The following is an 18,730-nucleotide window of genomic DNA, read 5'->3' on the forward strand; positions in this document are numbered from 1 at the left end:
CTGATTGGATTTCGTTCCGTATATTGGACTACGAGCGCCGATGTGGGATTGCTTTGAACAAGCAGCTCCCGAGCGGAGCATCTTCCCAGGGCAAGAAGATCAAAGGTCCAAATAACGGAACCTTTCGGCGTTGGTTTGTTTGGCAATCGAGGTGTCGCAGATCATTCGAGTCGTCGGGATGGTCCATTTTTGTGGATCGACGACCCGAGCCCTAACCCACCCTATCCATGTTCAAAATCTTCGATCTCCTCAATGGGTCGCGCCTGACGGCTCCGTATGCCGAGAGTTGCCTGGTGAATGGCGTAGAAGCCATTCACGTCACACTCAACAACTTCCAGGGCATCAACCCCGTCCCCGACCTGCGCCACTCGCTGAACCAGCTGGCCAACTACCGTTCGCACCTGCGCGCGCTCGACGGCTTGGTCAGGCTGGTGGAGTCGGCCGACGACTTCGAGCGCGCGCGCGCCGACAAGAAGCTCGCGGTGGTTCTGGGTTACCAGAACGTTCCTGGTGTCGAGCGCGATCTGAACCTGCTGCGCCTGTTCCATGACGCCGGCGTGCGAGTGATCCAGATCGCACACAACATCCGCAACCTCTACGGCGACGGATGCGCGGAACCTGCCGACGCCGGCCTGTCGTCATTGGGGCGTGAGCTGGTGGTGGCCTTGAACGAGCTCGGCATCGTGATCGATCTGTCGCACGTGGGCGACCGCTCGGGCATCGAGGCGACGAAGCTGTCCAGGCAACCCGTCGCCGTCACGCACGCCAATGCCTTCACGGTCTGCCCCAACATGCGCAACAAGTCCGATGCGCTTCTCGATGCGCTGAAGACCAACGGCGGCGTGATCGGCATCACCTATCTGCCGCCCTTGGTTCGGATGCCCAAGGAAGGAGCGCCGGCCGTCAAGGACGTGATCGCCCATATCGCCTACTGCTCTGCGCGCATCGGCGCCGAGCACGTGGGCATCGGCTCGGACTTCATCACCGACCAGCCGGCACAGCGGTATCAGGAGTTCCTGCTCAAGCCCGAGGTGTACGGCACCTGGCCATGGCGCTTTCCGGTGGACAGCCTGCAGCAGCAGCAGGAACTGCTCGAGTCCCTGCTCGCGCAGGACTTGACCCGCGTCCAGGTCGAAGGCATCGCGCAAGGCAACTTCATGCGCCTGTTCAAAGCCGTCCTCTCATGACAAGCCAAGGAAACAACATGACGAAGCAAGCCCTGGGAAAGATAGCGCGCGAAGCGATCCTGCAGCTGAGCATCCCGCGCTACGAGCGGGAGATCATCGACGGCTTCCATCAGCTGGAGGACCTCACCGGCACGGTCTCCGACGCGCTGGACGAACTGGGAATCGACACCGTCGTGCCCGGCTGCAACCTGCCGCCCAACTTCTCCTCAGCCAGGATGGTCGGGCCTGCCCTCACCCTTCGCAATGTCGAACAGCGGGACAACGCCTACCGCGGCGCGAAGGAGCGGGTCTCGAAGATGGCGGAGATCGAAGCCCACAACCTGGCCGAGCCGGGCGATGTCCTGGTGATCGAGGGCGTGGCGGGCATCTCCAACATGGGCGGGCTCTCCGTCACCATTGCACAACGCCAGGGAGAGGTCGGCGCGATCATCGACGGCAGCATCCGGGACGTCCAGCACGCACGCGAGCACAAGTTCCCCATCTGGTCGCGCGGGCCCAGCTCGATCACCGGCAAGTGGCGCCTGGAGACAGTGGCCGTGAACGGAACCGTGACCATTCTCGGCGTGCAGGTGCGACCTGGCGACCTGGTGGTGGCCGACGAGGGCGCCGTCTGCTTTGTCCCTCGCGATGCGGTGCACGCGGTGCTCAAGCGCGCCCACGAGATCGCGGCCGGCGAGGCCAAGCGCTACGCGGACATCCGCGCAGGTGTGCCCGTGCCCGAGCTGGCCCAGCGCACCCACGTGTACAAGTTCATCCCGCAACAATGATCGAAAAGGACTGAACGCATGTTCGATGTCACGGGTGTGGCGGAGCTGCCGCTGGTGGACACGCACGCCCATATCTATACCACCGCCATGCCCTTGGCGAAGGATGCGTGGCGCCGGGTGGAGAAGCCCGCCCCGGTCGAGGACTTCCTGTCGACGCTGGACGCGCACCACATTCCGTTCGGAGTGATCGCAGCAGCCAGCATGTTCGGGGAGTACAACGAGTACACGCTCAGGTCCCTGCGGGCGTCACCGCGGCTGCGCGGTACGGTCATCGTTGCGCCGACCATCGATCCGTGCATCCTCTCCCGGATGCGAGACGACGGGGTGGTCGGCGTACGGTGGGTCTGGTTCATGCAGAACGATCTGCCGGACGTGCGTGGCGCCGAATACCGGCTGTTCCTGGCGCGCCTTGCGGATCTGGATATGCACGTCGAGATCCTGTTGGGCGGCGAGCGTCTCGGCCCGGTGCTGGAGGCGCTGGCGGACTCCCCGGCGAAAGTGGTCGTCGACCACTTCGGATTCCCGGACGCCAACCTCGGCACCCGGTGCCCTGGCTATCAGGCAGCGGTACGCGCCGCGGACAACGGACGCACGTGGGTCAAGATGGCGGCCTGGCACCGCCTCGGAGCGATGGGCCCCGAGATCGGCGCCGCGCTGCTTGCTGCACTGGGAACCGAGCGAGTGATCTGGGGCAGCGACTGGCCCTTCGTCGCCGCGCACGAGGGCTACGCCTACGCAGAAGCGGTCCAGTCCTTCATCGACGCTGTCCCCGATCCTCTGCAGCGGCGGCAAATCTCCGAGACCGCTCTGCGGCTGTACTTCGGCCACTGATTCCTATGAACAAGCTTTTCATCACACCTGCCTCCCACTTCACGCGCAAGTGCCGCGTCACCATCATCGAACTCGGCCTGGAAGATCGCTTCGAGCTGGTTCCGACCGTCTGGCCGCACAACTGGGGCACCGAGACGACCCCCTACGGCGAAGACTTTCTCGACGCGTCCCCGATCGCCAGGATTCCGGCCCTCCTGACGGAAGACGGAATCCGCTTGACCGACTCCTCCACGATCTGCGAGTACCTGAACGACGAGCTCGGCGACTTCCGGCTGTGCCCCCGATCCGGCAGGAGCCGCTGGGACATCCTTTCCGTGGTCTCCATCGCCACCAATGGCGTGATGGAGGCCCAGGTGCTGCGGCGCGCGGAGATGCTGCGCAAGCGCGAGGGGTCGCCCAACCCGCAGGAGTTTTCGGGCAGCTTCGTGCGCAAGATGATGGACCGCCAGGACCGCTGCTACGAATACCTCGACCAGATCTGCGGCGACTTTCGAGATGAGCCGGATCTGGGGCAGATCGCGGTGGCGTGCGCCTGCGCCACATCCGACTTCCGCTTCCCGGAGGACGACTGGCGCAATCCGGCGCCCCGCCTGGCCAAGTGGTACGACAGATTCGCCCTGCGTCCGTCGATGCAACGAACGATGCAGGGCGAGACCCCGCGCTGATCCCAAGGAGCAACGATCCCATGAAATTCATCTACTACCGCGAAGAAAGCTCGAACCTCTGGCGCTGGACCCTTTACGGGGAAGATCGCCGCAAGGTCGCGGAGAGCGTCGAGAAGTACTACAACGCCACGGACTGCCTGGCCGCCATCGAGCTGGTCAAGAACGCCAAGGGCGCCGAGGTGACTCAACGCGATACGCCATGACCGTGTCACAGCTGCGCCGGCAGCGGGGCCATGCAGGTCGCTGGCCACCGGATTGACGGCCAGAGCATCCCCGTCGCCGGGGATCGTGGCGGCTCAGCCCGGCACGTGGATCAGCGATTGATGCTCGGCCGAGATGGCCACGAGTCGCTTGATGTCAGGGGCGGTGGGCGAGATCTCGCGATCGATGTGCTCGAACATCGCCGAGGCGGCTTCGCGGCCGGTCATGGAGATCATTTGAGCACCGCCCTTGCAGATGCGGAACCAGTGAACCGTGCCGGCGGGCAAGTGCACGAGCGTACCGGCTCGGGCGACATGTTCCTCGTCGTCGAAACCGAAGTTGACGTCGCCGCTCACCACGTAGAACGACTCGTCCCACGGATGATGGTGCGGCGGCGCGCCACTGCCTTCGACGCCGTCCTGCAGGAAGATTTCGTATCCGCCCGTGTTCTTGCCCGAGGCGAGGACCTTCACCTGCAGGCCGACCACCTCGAGCGGGCGCGGGTAGGTGGCGGGTTCGATGAAGAAGGCGGACCGCTTGATGGAGTCCATGAGTTATCTCCTGAAATTGTTGATACGAGCGCCGCAAGGACCTTTGCGCCAAGCGGGGGCGGTGGCATTCCGGGTCTGCGGCCAACCGCTGCGACCTCCGCCTCGGCGTTCGTATGCTAGTGAGCATCTTTCGCACTACAAGCTTTTTCCTCCATGTTCCACGATACGGACCTGTTTGGCTGGTTAGAGATCATTGGCGCAAGGCAGGCCGAAGCCGGCAGAATGGCAGGATTCTGTTCCGTAACTTGGACCCACTGATGAGCACCCAGACACTCGAGCGCGCAATCGGACTGATCCGCCTCCTGGCCACAGGCGGCACTGAAGGCTGCCGCTTGGTCGATTTGCAGCTGACTTCCGGCCTGACCAAGCCGACCGTGCACCGCATCCTCGACACGCTGAAGCAGCAGGGGATGGTCGAACAACTGGAGGACAGCCGGCGCTATCGCCTGGGCCAGGAGCTGGCGGTGCTGGGGTGGTCGGCCAACCGTACGGTGTACGACCTCAAGGAGCTCGCCGCGGAGGACCTGGCGGCGGTTGCGGCGAAGACCGGCGACACCGGTTTTCTCTCGATCCGCAGCGGCACCGAGGCGGTCTGCATCGACCGGCAGGCCGGCAGCTATCCGGTGAAGGCCTTCACGGTGGAAGTGGGAACCCGCCGGCCGCTCGGCGTCGGGGCCACCGGGGTGGCTCTGCTGGCAGCGCTGGCCCCGGACGAGGCAGAGGTCGTACTGGACGCCGTCAAGGGGAACCTGGCCCGCTTTCCCAACGCGGGGCTGCGGCAGATCCGGGCCGCCGTGGAGCGGGCCCGCCGCGACGGCTATGCGCTGAGCGAAGGCCTCATGCTCAAAGGCGTGAGCGGCGTCGCCGTCGTGATCCGCGACAGCGCGGGCCGGCCCATTGCCGGTATCGGTACCGCGGCCATCACCGACCGCATGCCACCGGCTCGCATGCCGGAGATCGTGCGGGTCCTTCGCCTCCATGCCAACCACGTCGAGCAACGGATCGCAACTGCCGAAAGCGGCACGGGCACCGGGAGCGTGCGGCGCTTCCGCGCCGCTGCGGGCCGGACGGTCGCCCACAAGAGGTCCAAGTAATGGAACAAAGAGCCGAAGCGTTGGTGTTCCAGATTCAGAACGTGAAGATCGGGGTTGCCAACGACGGTCCATTTCGTGGACTCTGAATCCAACCCGTGACCGACATCATGAAACGTCGCCAGTTCACCCATGCCCTCGTGGCCGCCGGCTGCGCGCCGGCCGCGGCGGTTCTCGCGCAGGAGCCCTATCCCGCCAAGCCGGTGCGCCTGCTCGTCCCGTCAACCCCCGGCGGCGGCATCGACCTGCTGGCCCGCATGTTCGCACAGCGGCTGTCCGAGCAGATGGGACAGCCGTTCGTGGTCGACAACGTGGGCGGTGCCGGCGGCACGATCGCCTCCGGGATGCTCGCCCGGGCTGCGCCCGACGGCTACACGCTGATCTTCCAGGCCACCACTGCAGCGGTGAATGCCGCCTCGCTGCCCAATCTGCCGTTCGACGCCCTGAACGCGCTCACGCCCGTCTCGATGGCCGCGCACTTTCCGCTCGTGATGGTGGTGAATCCTTCGATTCCGGTCAGCAACCTGCGCGAGTTCATGGCGCTGCTGCGTGCCCACCCGGCCAAGTACAGCTATGGCTCGGCCGGCGTCGGCACGGGCACCCACCTGGCGGCAGAGTGGTTCAAGCCGCTCGCCGACGTGCACATCCTGCACATCCCCTACAAGGGAACGGCTTCGGTGATGCCCGACCTGATGTCCGGCCAGGTTCACATGCTGTTCGACGGTGTGCCGCCGCAGTCGGGCCACATCAAGGCCGGCCGGGTCAGGCCGCTGGCGGTCACGTCGCCGCAGCGCAGTCCCGTGCTGCCCCACGTGCCGGCCATGGCCGAAGTGCTGCCGGGTTACGACTTGCCGTTCTGGACCGGCGTGTTCGCGCCCCCCGGCACGCCGAGGCCCGTCGTGGACAAGCTTGCCGCGGAAATCCGCAAGGCGGCGGCCTCGCCGCAACTGGCGGCCAGGCTCCAGGAGTTCGGCGCGCAGGGGGCTCCCATGGCGCCCGACGAGTTCACCCATTACTGGAAGCAGCAGGTCGCGCTGTACCGCAGGATCATCAAGGACGCGAACATCAAGCTGGAAGCGGGCTGAAGCCTTGTTCGGGTGCTCCGCCGCTGCAGCGGATTGCTTTCTCCCCGAATGGAGCTGTTGCCCGGTGGGGTTGGGGCATCGCCGTTCTCCGTTTTCCGAGCGGCTCGATCTCCTTGCCCCTGCGGGTCGAAGGCGAAGAGCGCGCCTGCGCGAAGCACAGCGCAAGCTGGGGTATTCGCCCGGCCAAGCCGCTGCCGCCGGGCTGCGTGACGTCGTCGCCGCACGATCGGCGCCAGGGCGCCACAGATCCAAGCGCGTCGGCACCGCGTATACGGACGACGGCACGCTTTCGTGTCGGCAGAAAGGATTCGACATGCCAGCAGGAGGCCAGGCGCTGGTGGGCGCGCTAGCCCGTACCTGCTCGAAAAGAACATCGGCGAACACCGCCCCGCGTACCGCGATTACATGGCGCGCACCAACGCATTCATACCCGGTCCATCGCGCAGCAACACGCCATGAGAAGGCACCCTCGCAGCATCGCTCGGCGCCCCTTCGCAAGGCACTCATTTCAGGAGCTCCAATGTCCATTCGCGAGTTTGCCGTGGCCTACGCCGCCACGGCCGTGATCTTCCTGACGCTCGACGCCATCTGGCTCGGCACCATGGCCGAGCGCCTTTACCGCCCGGCGATCGGGCACCTCATGCGCGAGCGCTTCGCCATCGGGCCGGCCGTGCTCTTCTACCTGATCTACGTCGCGGGCATCGTTGTCTTCGCCATAGCGCCTGCGCTGGCCGAGCGGCGGTGGCAAGCGGCTCTCGCCATGGGTGCACTGCTGGGACTGTTGGCCTATGCGACCTACGACCTCACCAACCAGGCCACGCTCAAGAACTGGCCGTGGCGCGTGACTTTGGCCGATCTCTGCTGGGGCGGTTTCGTTACCGCGGTCTCGGCCGCCGCGGCATGCCGCATCGCATTGGCTTTCGGCGGGCCGCCGCGATGAGGCCTGGCCTTCACATGCCGATGAGTGCGCCGAGGGCGCGCGCGACGGCGCCGTCGAACAGCATCTTTCCTTCGATCGAGGCCAGGCAGATGCATTCGCTGCTCGCCTGCACCACCGGCTGGTGGTGGATGTCGCCGTCGGCCTGATCGAAATCGCCCGGCCCGAACAAGGCACGCCCGTCATGGAAGGAACCGTGCAGCACCTGCGTAAGTTCGTTCTCGCTGTGCGTGTGCCACGCCAGCTTCATGCCGGCGCCGATGCGCAGCAGGAACAGCTTGGCCTGCGGATCGGCGGTCAGCGTGACCCGGCTCCAGCGCATGCCGGGCGCGAGCCAATGCCAGCGCGTCGCACTGCACTGCTGCAGCGCGCGCGGCCATCTCATGCCGTCGGGCGCCGCGGGAAGGCATGTGGCCGGCCTCTCCCGGCTGGCGGCTTCCAGCGGCAGCGCGTCAATGGCCGCCAGCGTCCGGGCCAGTGCCTGCGGCGACAGGGTTGCCGGCGCCAGGTCTTCGAGCAGCACGCCGCCCGCGTTCTCGAGCACCTGCATGCGGCCGCGGCATTGCGCGCATGCCTCGACGTGGCTGGCCACGACCAGCGAAGGGCCGGCCGCCAGGCTGCCGGCCGCTAGGGCGAGCAGGAGATCGTCGGCTGGATGGTGTTGGATGATCGTCATGGTTCGAACCCGTCGAGGAGCCGACGCAAATGGTTCACGGCGAGACGCACGCGCGACTTCACGGTGCCGAGTGGAATGCCCAGCTCGTGCGCGATGCGGGCATGCGGCCGCTCTTCGAAAAAAGAAAGGCGAAGGATGTTCGCTTGCTCTGCCGACAGCTGCGCCATCGCGCGGCGCACGCTCGCTTCGCGCTCCCTCCCGAGCACCTGGTCGTCGAGCGCCGGCGTGGGGTCGGGGATTTCATCGCTCTCGTGATCGGCACCGTCGACCGTGCGGTTGGCCTGGCACCTGAAATGGTCCACGCGCAGGTTGCGCGCGATGGCGAAGATCCAGGTCGAGAGCCCGGCGCGCGCCGGATCGAACATCGCGGCCTTGCGCCAGACCATGACCATGGCGTCCTGGGTCAGGTCCTCGGCCAGGGCCTCGGCGGTCCCGGACGCCATGAGGTATGCCTTTACGCGCGGCGCGAAATGCTTGAACAGGGCGGCAAAAGCCTGCCGGTCGGCTGCCTGCGCCACGGCCTGCACCCAACCGTTCAATTCCTCGCTGGTCGGCATGGCTCCCCGCCGCTGCTGCGTTGTCACGATCGACAGCCACGGGGACCGGAGCCCGGCGGGCTTCGAGGCCGATGTCGTTGGCTGTCGGACGGTAGTCATGCAGGTCTTACGCACCGCCGCGCGGATTAGATCACAGCAACAAGCGAAATGAGATCCAAACGCTTATCCGCTGCGTACAAGGGCTCGATGGCAGTCACCACCACCCCTCACAACCACCCCTCGCCGCCGCGATCTCCCGAGGGCGGCCAGGCGCTCGACGTGGCGGTGATCGGCAGCGGCATAGCAGGCCTCTCGGCGGCGTGGCTGCTGTCGCAGCGCCACCGCGTCACCGTTTTCGAAGCCGACGGGCGGCCCGGCGGCCACAGCAACACCGTGCAAGTGCCGGCCGCAGGCGGCGCCTTTCCGGTCGATACCGGCTTCATCGTCTACAACGAGGCCGCGTATCCGAACCTGAGCGCCCTGTTCGCCCACCTCGGCGTCGAGACGGAGGCTTCCGACATGTCCTTCGCGGTCAGCCTCGACAGCGGCGCGCTGGAATACAGCGGCACCGACCTGCGAGGGCTCTTCGCGCAACCGGGCAATCTGCTGAGCCCCCGCTTCTGGTCGATGCTGCGCGACCTGGTTCGTTTCTACCGCAAGGCGCCCGCCGATGCCGCACGCATGGGCATGATGCCGCTGGACGAATACCTGAACCGGTGCGGCTATGGCCGTGCGTTTCGCGAGGATCACCTGTATCCGATGGCATCGGCGATCTGGTCGACGCCGGCCGCGCAAATCGGCGCCTATCCCACCGAAGCCTTCGTGCGCTTCTGCGAGAACCACCAACTCCTGCAGCTCTCCCGCCGGCCGGCCTGGCGCACCGTCAAGGGCGGCAGCCGCCAGTATGTCGCGCGCCTGGCCGGCGGCCTCGGGCAGCCCCTGCGGCTCGACAGCGCCGCCGTCGAGGTCCGTGCCGGCACCGACGGGGTACTCGTGCGCACGGCGCGGCGTCAGGCGCCCGAGCGCTTCGACCAGGTGGTGATCGCCACCCATGCCGACCAGGCGCTGCGCCTGCTGCCCGACGCCACTGCCGACGAGGCGCGTGTGCTGGGCGCCTTCGCCTACAGCCGCAATCACGCCGTGCTGCACCGCGACCCGACGCTGATGCCGCAGCGCCGCGCAGTCTGGTCGAGCTGGAACTACATGGCGGATCGGCGCAGCCCGGGCGCGCTGTGCGTGAGCTACTGGATGAACCGCCTGCAGCACATGCCTGACCCTGCGCCGCTCTTCCTGACACTCAATCCCATGCACGAGCCGCGCGCCGAGCAGCTCATCCGCACCGAGATCTACGAGCATCCGATCTTCGATGCCGCGGCGATCCAAGCCCAGCACGAGCTCTGGTCCTTGCAGGGCCGGCGCCGGCTCTGGTTCTGCGGCGCCTACTTCGGCTCGGGCTTCCATGAGGACGGCCTGCAGGCCGGATTGGCCGTGGCCGAATCGCTGGGCGGCGTGCGGCGGCCATGGCACATCCCCGACGAATCGGGCCGCATCCGCCTGCATGCGCCCCGGACGATGGCTTCATGAAGCCCGGCTCCGCCCTCTACCGCGGCAGCGTGATGCACCTGCGCCTGCGGCCCGCGCGCCACCGCCTGCGCTACCGCGTGTTCTCGCTGCTGCTGGACCTCGACGAACTGCCCGATCTCGCGCGGCGGCTGCGTCTGTTCTCGCTCGATCGTTTCAACCTCTTCAGCCTGCACGAGCGCGACCACGGCGCTGGCGCCGCGCACGGCCTGCGCGCCCACGTGGATGCGCAGCTCTGCGCTGCAGGTCTGGAGACGGGCGGCGCCGTCCGCCTGCTGACCATGCCGCGCATCCTCGGCCATGTCTTCAATCCGCTGAGCGTCTACTTCTGCCACCGGCCCGACGGCGCGCTGCAGGCGCTGCTCTACGAAGTGAACAACACCTTTGGCGAGCGGCACAGCTATCTGGTCGAGGTCGATGCCGCGCAGCACGAGGACCGGACCGTCGTGCAGTCGTGTGCCAAGCGCTTCCACGTGTCGCCCTTCCTCGCGCTGGACATGCACTACCGCTTCAATGTCGACGCGCCGCATCCGGATCGGGGCGGGCTGCGCATCGCGATCACCGCCAGCGACGCCGACGGCCCGGTGCTCACCGCATGTCTGGATGCCCGGCGCTGCGCGCTGGACGACAAGTCGTTGGCGCTCGCCTTCCTGTCCCATCCGCTGCTCACGCTGAAGGTCGTGTCCGCGATCCATTGGGAGGCCTTGCGCCTGTGGACCAAGGGCGTGCGCCTGCATCCGCGACCGCCGGCACCCTCCGAGGCCATGACGATCATCAAGAGCAAGAACCCATGAGCAGCACTTCCTCGACCTCCGACGCCTCGCCGGAGCGCTTGCTGCCGACAGGTCGTTCCGGCCGCAGCCTGGCAGCGCTCTGCGCGTCGTGGGCCAGCTGGCCATTTCGCCGCTTTGTTCAGCGTCTGCTGCAAGGCGTTCATTGCGGCACCCTCGTGGTCGAGCTGCCTGACGGCGAGCGCACCGAGGGTCGCGGCGCGCTCGCCGGCCCGCTGGCCTCGATCGTCCTGCACCGTTGGCGTCCGCTTGCGCGCTTGCTGCTGCAGGGCGACACCGGCTTGGCCGCGTCCTACCGCGACGGAGACTGGTCGAGCTCCGATCTTCCGGCCTTGCTCGAATTCGGCATCCGCAACGAGGCCGCGTGGGGGCATGCACTCGACGCCTCTCGGCCGGTGCGCTGGCTCGGCCGCCTGCTGCACTTCGCGCGCCGCAATACCCGCCGCGGAAGCCGTGAGAACATCTCCTTCCACTATGACCTCGGCAACGACTTCTATGCCCTGTGGCTGGACCCCGAACTGATCTATTCGAGCGCCCTCCATGTTTCCGGCGACGAGTCGCTCGAAGAGGCGCAGGCGCACAAGCTGGAGCGCATCGTGGAACTGCTCGATCTGAAGTCGCCTGCATCGGTGCTGGAGATCGGCTGCGGTTGGGGCGCACTGGCGCTGGCACTGGCCAGTGGGGACGGCACTCGCGTGACCGCGCTGACCTTGTCCGCCGAGCAGCTCGCGCACGCACGCCGACGCGTCGCCGACAAGGGCCTCGAGGCACGGATCGAGCTGCGCCTGCAGGACTACCGCGACGTGCAAGGCAGCTACGACCGCATCGTGTCCATCGAGATGCTCGAAGCCGTGGGCGAGCACTATTGGCCCACCTACTTCGGCACCCTGCACGGCCGCCTGAAGCCCGGCGGCCACGCCCTGGTGCAGGTGATCACGATCGCCGATGCACATTTCGAGCACTATCGGACCCACACCGACTTCATCCAGCACTTCATCTTTCCGGGCGGCATGCTGCCATGCCCTTCAGCGTTGAAGACGCAGGCCGACCGGGCCGGATTGACGATGGAAACGGTGCAGACTTTCGGCGAGAGCTATGCGCTCACGCTGGTCGAGTGGCGCCGTCGCTTTCTCCGCGCCTGGCCCGCGATCGAAGCACAAGGCTTCGACCATGCGTTCCGCCGGCTGGGAGTACTACCTTTGCTATTGCGAAGCCGGCTTTCGAGCCGGGCGCGTGGACGTGGGCTTGTACACGCTGGCACGTCGCTGATGCGATGGGCGGCCCATGGCCGGTCATGGCGCAGCTGCCTGTCCGCACGTCAGGCTCGGCTGTCCCGTCCGTGACTCGGCGGGCGCCGTGCCGGGCCTAGAGTGCGTGGCACAAACCACCGACCGGAGACATCCATGCACAGGTTCGGGTTCTTGCGCGCCGCGCGCGCATCCCTTTGCGCCATCGCCCTCTCGCCCGGTCTCGCGGCCCACGCTGCGGAGACGGTGAAGATCGCCTTCATCGATGTGTTGTCGGGACCTTTCGCGCTCAGTGGCCAAGGCTCGCTGAACCAGCTGCGCGAGGTGGTGAGCCAGCTCAATTCCACGGCGGGCGCGGCTGATCCCAAGTTTGAAGTGGTTCCCTTCGACGGCAAGGGCACGCCGCAGGAGAGCACGAACGTGCTCAAGGCGGCGTTCGACCAGAACATTCGCTACGTGACGCAGGGCGGCGGCTCGGGCGTCGCCTTCGCCCTGGTGGATGCCATCAACAAGCAGGCTCAGCGCGACGTGAACGGCGCAATGGTGTATCTGAACTACTCGGCGATGGACCCGGGCCTCACGAACGACCGCTGCAGCTTCTGGCACTTCCGGTTCTACCCGTCGAGCGAGATGAAGATCGAAGCCCTGACGACCTACCTGAAGACGAAGCCGGAGGTGAAGAAGGTGTTCCTGTTCAACCAGAACTACACGCACGGCCAGCAGGTGGCCAAGGCCTCGCGCGCCTACCTGGCGAAGAAGCGGCCGGACATCGAGGTGGTCGGCGAGGACTACGTACCGATCGCCACAACGCGTGACTTCGCGCCCTACGTGGCGAAGATCGCGTCGTCGGGCGCGGACACGGTCATTACTTCGAACTGGGGCAGCGATCTCGGGCTGTTCCTGAAGGCGGCGCGCGACTTTGGCCTGAACATCAACTTCTACACGATGAATGCCAACAATCCGGGCGTGCCGGCGCAGTTGGGCCCCTGGGGTGCCGACAAGGTGAGCGTGATCTGGAACTGGGGCAGCAATGCGCCAACACCGGCGTTGGAGAAGATTGCCGTCGCCTACAAGCAAAAGTCGGGCGAGGACTTCATCTTCGCTGCCCACTGGAACGCGATGAACATGCTGCGCGCGGCGATGCAGAAGGCGAAATCGACCGATCCCAAGAAGGTCGCCTACGCGCTCGAAGGCATGAAGTACCCGAGCCCGTTGGGCGAGGTCGAGATGCGCTCGACCGACCACCAGTTGCAAGCGCCGATCTATCTTGGCGTATGGGCCAAGAAAGGCAGCCCGGGCGTCAAGCATGACGCCGAGAACACCGGCTACGGCTTTCGCTCCGAGGCCGTGTGGAGCCCGGCCGAGAGCACGCAGCCCACGACTTGCCAGATGAACCGCCCTCCGGCCTGAGCGCGGGAGCGCGCGTGCGATGCAGACCGGTCCTGGATGAACACCTCCGGAAGACGCACGGCCCGGACCGCGGCGCCAGCGTTCAATCTTCCACGTGCTGGGTCAACTCGCCGCTCTGCTGCTGTTCGATGCTGCGGCTCAGAAAACGCCAGAGCCGCTCGTCTTCGCTGAACGCGACATTGAATCGCAGCCAGCCGGTCGGACGCGGATTGACCAGGAACAGCTGGCCGGGGCCCAACATGATGCCCTCGGCGGCCGCGCGCGTGGAAAGTTCGGCACTGTCGACGATGTCCGGGTGCCTGGCCCACAGATACATCCCCGCCGAGGCCTCGTGGAACAGCTCGAAGCCGAGCGCGTCCAGCCTGCGTGCCACGCCGGCCTGCGCCTGCCCCAATCGGTCGCGCAGGGACTTGAGATGCTTGCGCCAGCGTCCGTCCGTGACAGTGCCGAAGGCCAGGCGTTCAGTGATGTCCGAGGAGGTCAGGCCGGAAATCATCTTGAGTTGCGCCAGGTCCTCGAGCAACTCGGGCTTGGCAACGACATAGCCGACACGGATGTTCGGCGAGATGGTTTTCGAGTAGCTGCCGACGTAGACGACCTGGCGCAACTGGCCCAGGCTGGCCAGCGAGGGGCGCATCGAGGCGTCCATGTCGGCGTAGATGTCGTTCTCGACGAGCACGCAATCGTGCGCCTGGGCAAGTTCCAGCAAGCGCACGAGTTGCGGCAGGGAGGCCTGGGAGCAAGTCGGGCTTTGCAGCCGCGGCTGCGTGAAAAAGGCCTTGGGCCGGTGCGCTGCCAGCAGCGCCTCCAGTGCCGGGAGGTCGTAGCCGGTGGGCGTGCGCGGCACGCCGATGAGCTCGACGCCCAGGAAGCGCAGCATGAACATCAGGTTGGGATAGCCGGGATCGTCCACCAGCACCGCTTCGCCCGGCTTCAGCAGGCGGCGAGCCACCAGGTCCAGCGCCTGGCTGGAGCCCTGGGTCAGCAGCACCTGCGCTGCGTCGACCACGATCTGGCGCTCCGAAAGCGATTCGGCCACCGCCATGCGCAGTGCCATGTGCCCGAAGGGCAGGCCGTAGCCGCCGATGTCGGTACCGCCGGCGGACAAGTGGCGCAGGCTGCGGCGCATGCCGTCCTCGAACAGCCAGTCGTGCGGCAGCCAGCCGCAGCCCGGCTTGAGCTGAAGGTTGCGGTTCTCGAAGATCTGCTGCAGGTACCACCGGGCGTCGAAGCGCGGGTCGGCGCGCGGCGTGCCGGCCGCACCGGCGACGCCCTCCTCGCTGCGTCGCTTGACGAAGAAGCCCGCGTTGGCGCGCGACACCAGCAGCCCCTGCGCGACCAACCGGTCGTAGGCCTCCACCACGGTGAAGACGCTGACGCCATGAGCGGCGGCAAAGGCCCGGATCGACGGCAGCTTGGCGTCGGCCTTGAGTTTCTGGGTGCCGATCAGCGCGCGCAGCCCTTCCACGATCTGGCTGACCAGAGGTGTCGGAAGTTCGGGGCGAAGAATGAGCATCGGGTGTGCCTCGGTGGACCGATCTGCACCATATGGAGGAAAGTATGTACAGGATACAAGACCAGTACAGTCCGCCGGACGAGCGCCCCGGCTGTACATGGCCGCGCCGGCTAGCGAGACCTAGAGTGCCGCCATTCCTCATCCAGGCACAGGTCGTATCCATGCAGCGAGAACCCCATCTCAGCAACGTCGCCCTCATGGCACGCCGCACCGCGGCCGTCGCCCGCGGGGTCGGCCAGGCCCATGACATCTTCGTCAGCCGCGGCAGCAACGCAGAGATCTGGGACGTCGAGGGCCGCCGCTACATCGATTTCGCCGGCGGTATCGCGGTGCTCAACACCGGGCACTGCCACCCGGAGATCGGTGCAGCCGTCAAGGCGCAGCTCGATCTCTATTCGCACACCTGCTTTCAGGTGCTGGCCTACGAGCCCTATGTCGAGCTGGCCGAGCGCCTGAACATGCTGGCGCCGGGCGATTTCGCGAAGAAGTCGATCTTCCTGAGCACCGGCGCCGAGGCGGTGGAAAACGCCGTCAAGATCGCACGCGCCTTCACCCGGCGGCCGGGCATCATCGCCTTCACCGGCGGCTACCACGGGCGCACCATGATGACGCTCGGCTTGACCGGCAAGGTGGCTCCCTACAAGCTCGGCTTCGGACCGTTCCCGGGCGAGGTGTTCCATGCGTTGTATCCGAACGCGCTGCACGGCGTGAGCGTCGACGACGCCCTGCACTCGATCGAGCTGCTGTTCAAGAACGACATCGAGCCCGAACGCGTGGCGGCCTTCATCCTCGAGCCGGTGCAGGGCGAAGGCGGCTTCTATGTGGCGCCCGGCGATTTCATCGAAGGCCTGCGCGCGCTGGCCGACCGCTACGGCATCCTGCTCATCGCGGACGAGGTGCAGACCGGCGCCGGCCGCACCGGCACCTGGTTCGCCAGCGAGCAATGGCCGGTGGCACCCGACCTGATCACCACCGCCAAGTCGATGGCAGGCGGCTTCCCGATCTCCGGCGTGGTGGGCCGCGCCGAGGTCATGGATGCGCCCGCGCCCGGCGGCTTGGGCGGCACCTACGCCGGCAGCCCGATCGGCTGCGCCGCGGCGCTTGCGGTGCTCAAGGTGTTCGACGACGAGCAGCTCCTGGCGCGCAGCAAAACCCTGGGCGAGCGCCTGAAAGCCGGCCTGCACCGCATCGCGGCCGAGGTGCCGGCGATCGGCGACGTGCGCGGACTCGGCGCGATGGTCGCCATCGAGCTGTTCGAGCACGGCGACACCTGCCATCCCGACGCCGCCCTGACCCGCAAGGTCGTCGCGGAGGCGGCACGGCGCGGGCTGATCCTGCTGTCGTGCGGCAGCTACGGCAACGTGATTCGCGTGCTGGTGCCGCTCACGGCATCCGACTTGCTAGTGGACGAAGGCCTGGCGATCCTGGCGGACAGCTTCGCCGCGCTGCGTTGATCGAATCATCCTTGAACACCGCCATGACCCAAGAACCTCTGGTGCGCTTCCAGCGCGTCCGGAAAACCTACGACGGCGAACACCTGGTGGTGCGCCAGCTCGATCTGGACATCCACCGCGGCGAGTTCCTGAGCCTGCTCGGGCCCTCCGGGTCGGGCAAGACCACCACGCTGATGATGCTGGCGGGCTTCGAGTCGCCGACTTCCGGCGACATCCTGCTCGATGGCCGGCAGATCACCGGGACGCCGCCGCACAAGCGGCACTTCGGCATGGTGTTCCAGAACTACGCCTTGTTCCCGCACCTGAGCGTGGGCCAGAACGTGGCCTATCCGCTCACGGTGCGCAAGGTGCCGAAGGACGAGCAGCAGCGCCGGGTGCAGCGCGCGCTCGAGATGGTGCAGCTGCGCGGCATGGGCGACCGCCTGCCCGCGCAGCTTTCCGGCGGCCAGCAGCAGCGCGTGGCGCTGGCGCGGGCCCTGGTGTTCGAGCCGCAGCTGGTGCTGATGGACGAGCCGCTCGGCGCACTCGACAAGCAGTTGCGCGAGCACATGCAGATCGAGCTGAAGGAACTGCATCGCCAGCTCGGCGTCACCTTCGTCTACGTGACGCACGACCAGGGCGAGGCCCTCACCATGAGCGACCGCGTCGCGGTGTTCAACGAGGGCGTGATCCAGCAGCTCGACTCGGTGGAGCAGCTCTACGAGGCGCCCGCCAACCGCTTCGTGGCCGGCTTCGTCGGCGACAACACAGTGCTCAAGGGCGTGCTGCGCAGTGCCGGCAGCCGCGCCGAAATGGCGCTGCCCAACGGCCGGGTGCTGGCCGGCCTGAACGTGAGCGGCGCGGCCTCGGGCGCCAAGGTCGAGGCCTGCATCCGCCCGGAGCGCGTGGTCCTGCAGCGGCAGGGCGAGCCATCGGGCCCCGACGTGCTCGCGGCCGAGGTGGCTCGCGTCATCTACTTCGGCGACCACCTGCGGCTGCTGTGCAGCATCGGCGGCGACCAGGCGGACGCCACGATCAAGCTGCCGCTCAGCGGCCTGCAGGGCGCCGCACCACCGCAAAGCGGCGATCGGGTCTCGCTCAGATTTCCGGTCGACCATGTGCGCATCTATGCGGCTTGAGCGCCTCCGCATCCCCTTTCTCGTCACCGCCAACCCACAAGGAATCGCTCTTCCATGAAAAAGACCCGCCTCGCCCTCATCGTCGCCGCCGCGCTCGCCTTGCCGGCACTTGCGCAGCAGCAGATCACCGTCGTCAATTTCGGCGGCGCCAACGCCAATGCCCAGAAGAAGGCCTACTACGAGCCCTACGAGAAGACCGGCACCAAGGTCATTCCGGTCGAATACAACGGAGAGCAGGCCAAGATCAAGGCCATGGTCGAGACCAGGAAGGTCACCTGGGACGTGGTGGAGGTCGAATCGCCCGACGCGGCACGCGGATGCGACGAAGGCCTGTTCGAGAAGCTCGACTACACGAAGATCGGCAACAAGGCGGACTTTCTGCCGGCGGCCGTTACCGAATGCGGCGTCGGCGTGTTCGTGTGGTCCACCGTCATGGCCTACGACGGCGAGAAGCTGAAGACGGCCCCCACCTCCTGGGCCGATTTCTGGGACGTGAAAAAAATCCCGGGCAAGCGCGGCATGCGCAAGGGCGCGCGCTACAACCTCGAGTTCGCGCTCATGGCCGACGGCGTGAAGCCGGCCGATGTCTACAAGGTGCTGGCTACCAAGGACGGTGCCGACCGCGCTTTCAAGAAACTCACCGAACTCAAGCCGAACATCCAGTGGTGGGAAGCCGGCGCGCAACCGCCGCAGTTCCTGGTCGCCGGCGACGTGGTGCTGACCACAGTCTTCAACGGCCGCATCGACGCCGCCAATCGCGAAGGCCGCAAGCTGAAGATCTTCTGGCCGGGCGGTATCTACGACCTCGACTACTGGGTCATTCCCAAGGGCGCGCCCAACAAGGAGGCTTCGCTCAAGTTCATCCAGTTCGCCATGCAGCCCGCAGCGCAGGCCGTCTACGCGCAGAACATCGCCTACGGCCCGACCAACATCAAGGCGCTGGCGTCGCTCGACAGGAAGGTGCTGGATGACCTGCCGACCTCGGCAGCCAATGCCAAGGAAGCCATCCAGTTCAGCGTCGCCTTCTGGTCCGACCAGGGCGAGGCGCTCGAGAAGCGCTTCGCCGCGTGGGCGACGCAGTAAGCG

19 protein-coding genes are annotated in these 18,730 nt (G+C 66.7%); 15 read left to right on the forward strand and 4 right to left on the reverse strand.

The annotated features are described in order from the left end of the window. Nucleotides 1-227 precede the first annotated feature (227 nt). Genes AC3A6Y_RS21560 through AC3A6Y_RS21580 form a run of 5 tightly spaced genes read left to right on the forward strand, consistent with a single transcriptional unit; the run spans nt 228 to nt 3,653 of the window. On the forward strand, nt 228-1,187 hold the full coding sequence (locus AC3A6Y_RS21560) for a dipeptidase (protein WP_487870260.1): 960 nt from the start codon (nt 228-230) through the stop codon (nt 1,185-1,187). Nucleotides 1,188-1,204: 17 nt separating this feature from the next. Further along, the gene (locus AC3A6Y_RS21565; protein ID WP_487870261.1) at nt 1,205-1,954 is read left to right on the forward strand and encodes an RraA family protein; all 750 of its coding nucleotides are present in this window, start codon (nt 1,205-1,207) and stop codon (nt 1,952-1,954) included. 18 nt (nt 1,955-1,972) lie between these two features. Then, nucleotides 1,973-2,785 carry an amidohydrolase family protein gene (locus tag AC3A6Y_RS21570; protein WP_487870262.1) on the forward strand — a complete coding sequence of 271 codons (813 nt, stop codon included), beginning with the start codon at nt 1,973-1,975 and terminating at the stop codon, nt 2,783-2,785. Nucleotides 2,786-2,790: 5 nt separating this feature from the next. Next, complete coding sequence (locus AC3A6Y_RS21575; protein ID WP_487870263.1) at nt 2,791-3,450, forward strand: glutathione S-transferase family protein; 660 nt, start codon at nt 2,791-2,793, stop codon at nt 3,448-3,450. Between the two features lie 20 nt (nt 3,451-3,470). Then, the gene (locus AC3A6Y_RS21580; protein WP_487870264.1) at nt 3,471-3,653 is read left to right on the forward strand and encodes a DUF1508 domain-containing protein; all 183 of its coding nucleotides are present in this window, start codon (nt 3,471-3,473) and stop codon (nt 3,651-3,653) included. Nucleotides 3,654-3,746: 93 nt separating this feature from the next. Here AC3A6Y_RS21580 and AC3A6Y_RS21585 read toward each other — a convergent pair whose 3' ends face one another. Then, entirely contained in the window at nt 3,747-4,202 is a 456-nt protein-coding gene (locus AC3A6Y_RS21585) for a cupin domain-containing protein (RefSeq protein ID WP_487870265.1), read from the reverse strand. A gap of 257 nt (nt 4,203-4,459) precedes the next feature. On the opposite strand from AC3A6Y_RS21585, the gene AC3A6Y_RS21590 reads away from it, so the two are divergent. The 3 genes from AC3A6Y_RS21590 to AC3A6Y_RS21600 all read left to right on the forward strand — a co-directional run bounded on the left by AC3A6Y_RS21590 (nt 4,460) and on the right by AC3A6Y_RS21600 (nt 7,318). Next, complete coding sequence (locus AC3A6Y_RS21590; RefSeq protein ID WP_487870266.1) at nt 4,460-5,296, forward strand: IclR family transcriptional regulator; 837 nt, start codon at nt 4,460-4,462, stop codon at nt 5,294-5,296. A gap of 95 nt (nt 5,297-5,391) precedes the next feature. Next, complete coding sequence (locus tag AC3A6Y_RS21595; protein WP_487870267.1) at nt 5,392-6,378, forward strand: Bug family tripartite tricarboxylate transporter substrate binding protein; 987 nt, start codon at nt 5,392-5,394, stop codon at nt 6,376-6,378. A 520-nt stretch (nt 6,379-6,898) separates the two neighbouring features. Beyond that, nucleotides 6,899-7,318, forward strand: coding sequence for a DUF2177 family protein (locus AC3A6Y_RS21600; RefSeq protein ID WP_487870268.1), 420 nt, complete (start codon nt 6,899-6,901; stop codon nt 7,316-7,318). A gap of 10 nt (nt 7,319-7,328) precedes the next feature. Here AC3A6Y_RS21600 and AC3A6Y_RS21605 read toward each other — a convergent pair whose 3' ends face one another. Together AC3A6Y_RS21605 and AC3A6Y_RS21610 are read right to left on the reverse strand one after the other, a co-directional pair. Then, nucleotides 7,329-7,991 (reverse strand): ChrR family anti-sigma-E factor, encoded by a 663-nt coding sequence (locus AC3A6Y_RS21605; protein WP_487870269.1) that lies wholly within the window; start codon nt 7,989-7,991, stop codon nt 7,329-7,331. After that, nucleotides 7,988-8,548 carry a sigma-70 family RNA polymerase sigma factor gene (locus AC3A6Y_RS21610; RefSeq protein ID WP_487870270.1) on the reverse strand — a complete coding sequence of 187 codons (561 nt, stop codon included), beginning with the start codon at nt 8,546-8,548 and terminating at the stop codon, nt 7,988-7,990. Before AC3A6Y_RS21610 ends, AC3A6Y_RS21605 begins: the two co-directional genes overlap by 4 nt. A 186-nt stretch (nt 8,549-8,734) precedes the next feature. On the opposite strand from AC3A6Y_RS21610, the gene AC3A6Y_RS21615 reads away from it, so the two are divergent. Genes AC3A6Y_RS21615 through AC3A6Y_RS21630 form a run of 4 tightly spaced genes read left to right on the forward strand, consistent with a single transcriptional unit; the run spans nt 8,735 to nt 13,556 of the window. Next, nucleotides 8,735-10,111: an NAD(P)/FAD-dependent oxidoreductase gene (locus AC3A6Y_RS21615; RefSeq protein ID WP_487870271.1), complete on the forward strand. Its 1,377-nt coding sequence runs from the start codon at nt 8,735-8,737 to the stop codon at nt 10,109-10,111. Then, a complete protein-coding gene (locus AC3A6Y_RS21620; RefSeq protein WP_487870272.1) occupies nt 10,108-10,902 on the forward strand; it encodes a DUF1365 domain-containing protein in 795 nt (264 codons plus the stop codon). The genes AC3A6Y_RS21615 and AC3A6Y_RS21620 overlap by 4 nt, the downstream gene beginning before the upstream one ends. Then, a complete protein-coding gene (locus AC3A6Y_RS21625; protein WP_487870273.1) occupies nt 10,899-12,242 on the forward strand; it encodes a class I SAM-dependent methyltransferase in 1,344 nt (447 codons plus the stop codon). Before AC3A6Y_RS21620 ends, AC3A6Y_RS21625 begins: the two co-directional genes overlap by 4 nt. Nucleotides 12,243-12,302: 60 nt before the next feature. Further along, on the forward strand, nt 12,303-13,556 hold the full coding sequence (locus tag AC3A6Y_RS21630) for a branched-chain amino acid ABC transporter substrate-binding protein (protein ID WP_487870274.1): 1,254 nt from the start codon (nt 12,303-12,305) through the stop codon (nt 13,554-13,556). Nucleotides 13,557-13,638: 82 nt separating this feature from the next. Here AC3A6Y_RS21630 and AC3A6Y_RS21635 read toward each other — a convergent pair whose 3' ends face one another. Next, nucleotides 13,639-15,072 (reverse strand): aminotransferase-like domain-containing protein, encoded by a 1,434-nt coding sequence (locus tag AC3A6Y_RS21635; protein WP_487870275.1) that lies wholly within the window; start codon nt 15,070-15,072, stop codon nt 13,639-13,641. Between the two features lie 161 nt (nt 15,073-15,233). Between AC3A6Y_RS21635 and gabT the strand changes: the two genes are divergently transcribed. The 3 genes from gabT to AC3A6Y_RS21650 are packed head-to-tail and all read left to right on the forward strand — an operon-like array spanning nt 15,234 to nt 18,727. Beyond that, a complete protein-coding gene (gene gabT / locus AC3A6Y_RS21640; protein WP_487870276.1) occupies nt 15,234-16,526 on the forward strand; it encodes a 4-aminobutyrate--2-oxoglutarate transaminase in 1,293 nt (430 codons plus the stop codon). A 23-nt stretch (nt 16,527-16,549) separates the two neighbouring features. After that, nucleotides 16,550-17,644 carry an ABC transporter ATP-binding protein gene (locus AC3A6Y_RS21645; RefSeq protein WP_487870277.1) on the forward strand — a complete coding sequence of 365 codons (1,095 nt, stop codon included), beginning with the start codon at nt 16,550-16,552 and terminating at the stop codon, nt 17,642-17,644. Between the two features lie 54 nt (nt 17,645-17,698). After that, entirely contained in the window at nt 17,699-18,727 is a 1,029-nt protein-coding gene (locus AC3A6Y_RS21650; protein WP_487870278.1) for an ABC transporter substrate-binding protein, read from the forward strand. The last annotated feature ends 3 nt before the right edge of the window (nt 18,728-18,730 follow it).

Source organism: Variovorax sp. Soil_C_17, assembly GCF_057657265.1.

Bases quoted from the DNA above. Each gene is read 5' to 3' on its own strand.
- AC3A6Y_RS21560 (WP_487870260.1), top strand. From the start codon at position 228: ATGTTCAAAATCTTCGATCTCCTCAATGGGTCGCGCCTGACGGCTCCG.
- AC3A6Y_RS21565 (WP_487870261.1), top strand. From the start codon at position 1,205: ATGACGAAGCAAGCCCTGGGAAAGATAGCGCGCGAAGCGATCCTGCAG.
- AC3A6Y_RS21570 (WP_487870262.1), top strand. From the start codon at position 1,973: ATGTTCGATGTCACGGGTGTGGCGGAGCTGCCGCTGGTGGACACGCAC.
- AC3A6Y_RS21575 (WP_487870263.1), top strand. From the start codon at position 2,791: ATGAACAAGCTTTTCATCACACCTGCCTCCCACTTCACGCGCAAGTGC.
- AC3A6Y_RS21580 (WP_487870264.1), top strand. From the start codon at position 3,471: ATGAAATTCATCTACTACCGCGAAGAAAGCTCGAACCTCTGGCGCTGG.
- AC3A6Y_RS21585 (WP_487870265.1), bottom strand. From the start codon at position 4,202: ATGGACTCCATCAAGCGGTCCGCCTTCTTCATCGAACCCGCCACCTAC.
- AC3A6Y_RS21590 (WP_487870266.1), top strand. From the start codon at position 4,460: ATGAGCACCCAGACACTCGAGCGCGCAATCGGACTGATCCGCCTCCTG.
- AC3A6Y_RS21600 (WP_487870268.1), top strand. From the start codon at position 6,899: ATGTCCATTCGCGAGTTTGCCGTGGCCTACGCCGCCACGGCCGTGATC.
- AC3A6Y_RS21605 (WP_487870269.1), bottom strand. From the start codon at position 7,991: ATGACGATCATCCAACACCATCCAGCCGACGATCTCCTGCTCGCCCTA.
- AC3A6Y_RS21610 (WP_487870270.1), bottom strand. From the start codon at position 8,548: ATGCCGACCAGCGAGGAATTGAACGGTTGGGTGCAGGCCGTGGCGCAG.
- AC3A6Y_RS21615 (WP_487870271.1), top strand. From the start codon at position 8,735: ATGGCAGTCACCACCACCCCTCACAACCACCCCTCGCCGCCGCGATCT.
- AC3A6Y_RS21620 (WP_487870272.1), top strand. From the start codon at position 10,108: ATGAAGCCCGGCTCCGCCCTCTACCGCGGCAGCGTGATGCACCTGCGC.
- AC3A6Y_RS21625 (WP_487870273.1), top strand. From the start codon at position 10,899: ATGAGCAGCACTTCCTCGACCTCCGACGCCTCGCCGGAGCGCTTGCTG.
- AC3A6Y_RS21630 (WP_487870274.1), top strand. From the start codon at position 12,303: ATGCACAGGTTCGGGTTCTTGCGCGCCGCGCGCGCATCCCTTTGCGCC.
- AC3A6Y_RS21635 (WP_487870275.1), bottom strand. From the start codon at position 15,072: ATGCTCATTCTTCGCCCCGAACTTCCGACACCTCTGGTCAGCCAGATC.
- gabT (WP_487870276.1), top strand. From the start codon at position 15,234: ATGCAGCGAGAACCCCATCTCAGCAACGTCGCCCTCATGGCACGCCGC.
- AC3A6Y_RS21645 (WP_487870277.1), top strand. From the start codon at position 16,550: ATGACCCAAGAACCTCTGGTGCGCTTCCAGCGCGTCCGGAAAACCTAC.
- AC3A6Y_RS21650 (WP_487870278.1), top strand. From the start codon at position 17,699: ATGAAAAAGACCCGCCTCGCCCTCATCGTCGCCGCCGCGCTCGCCTTG.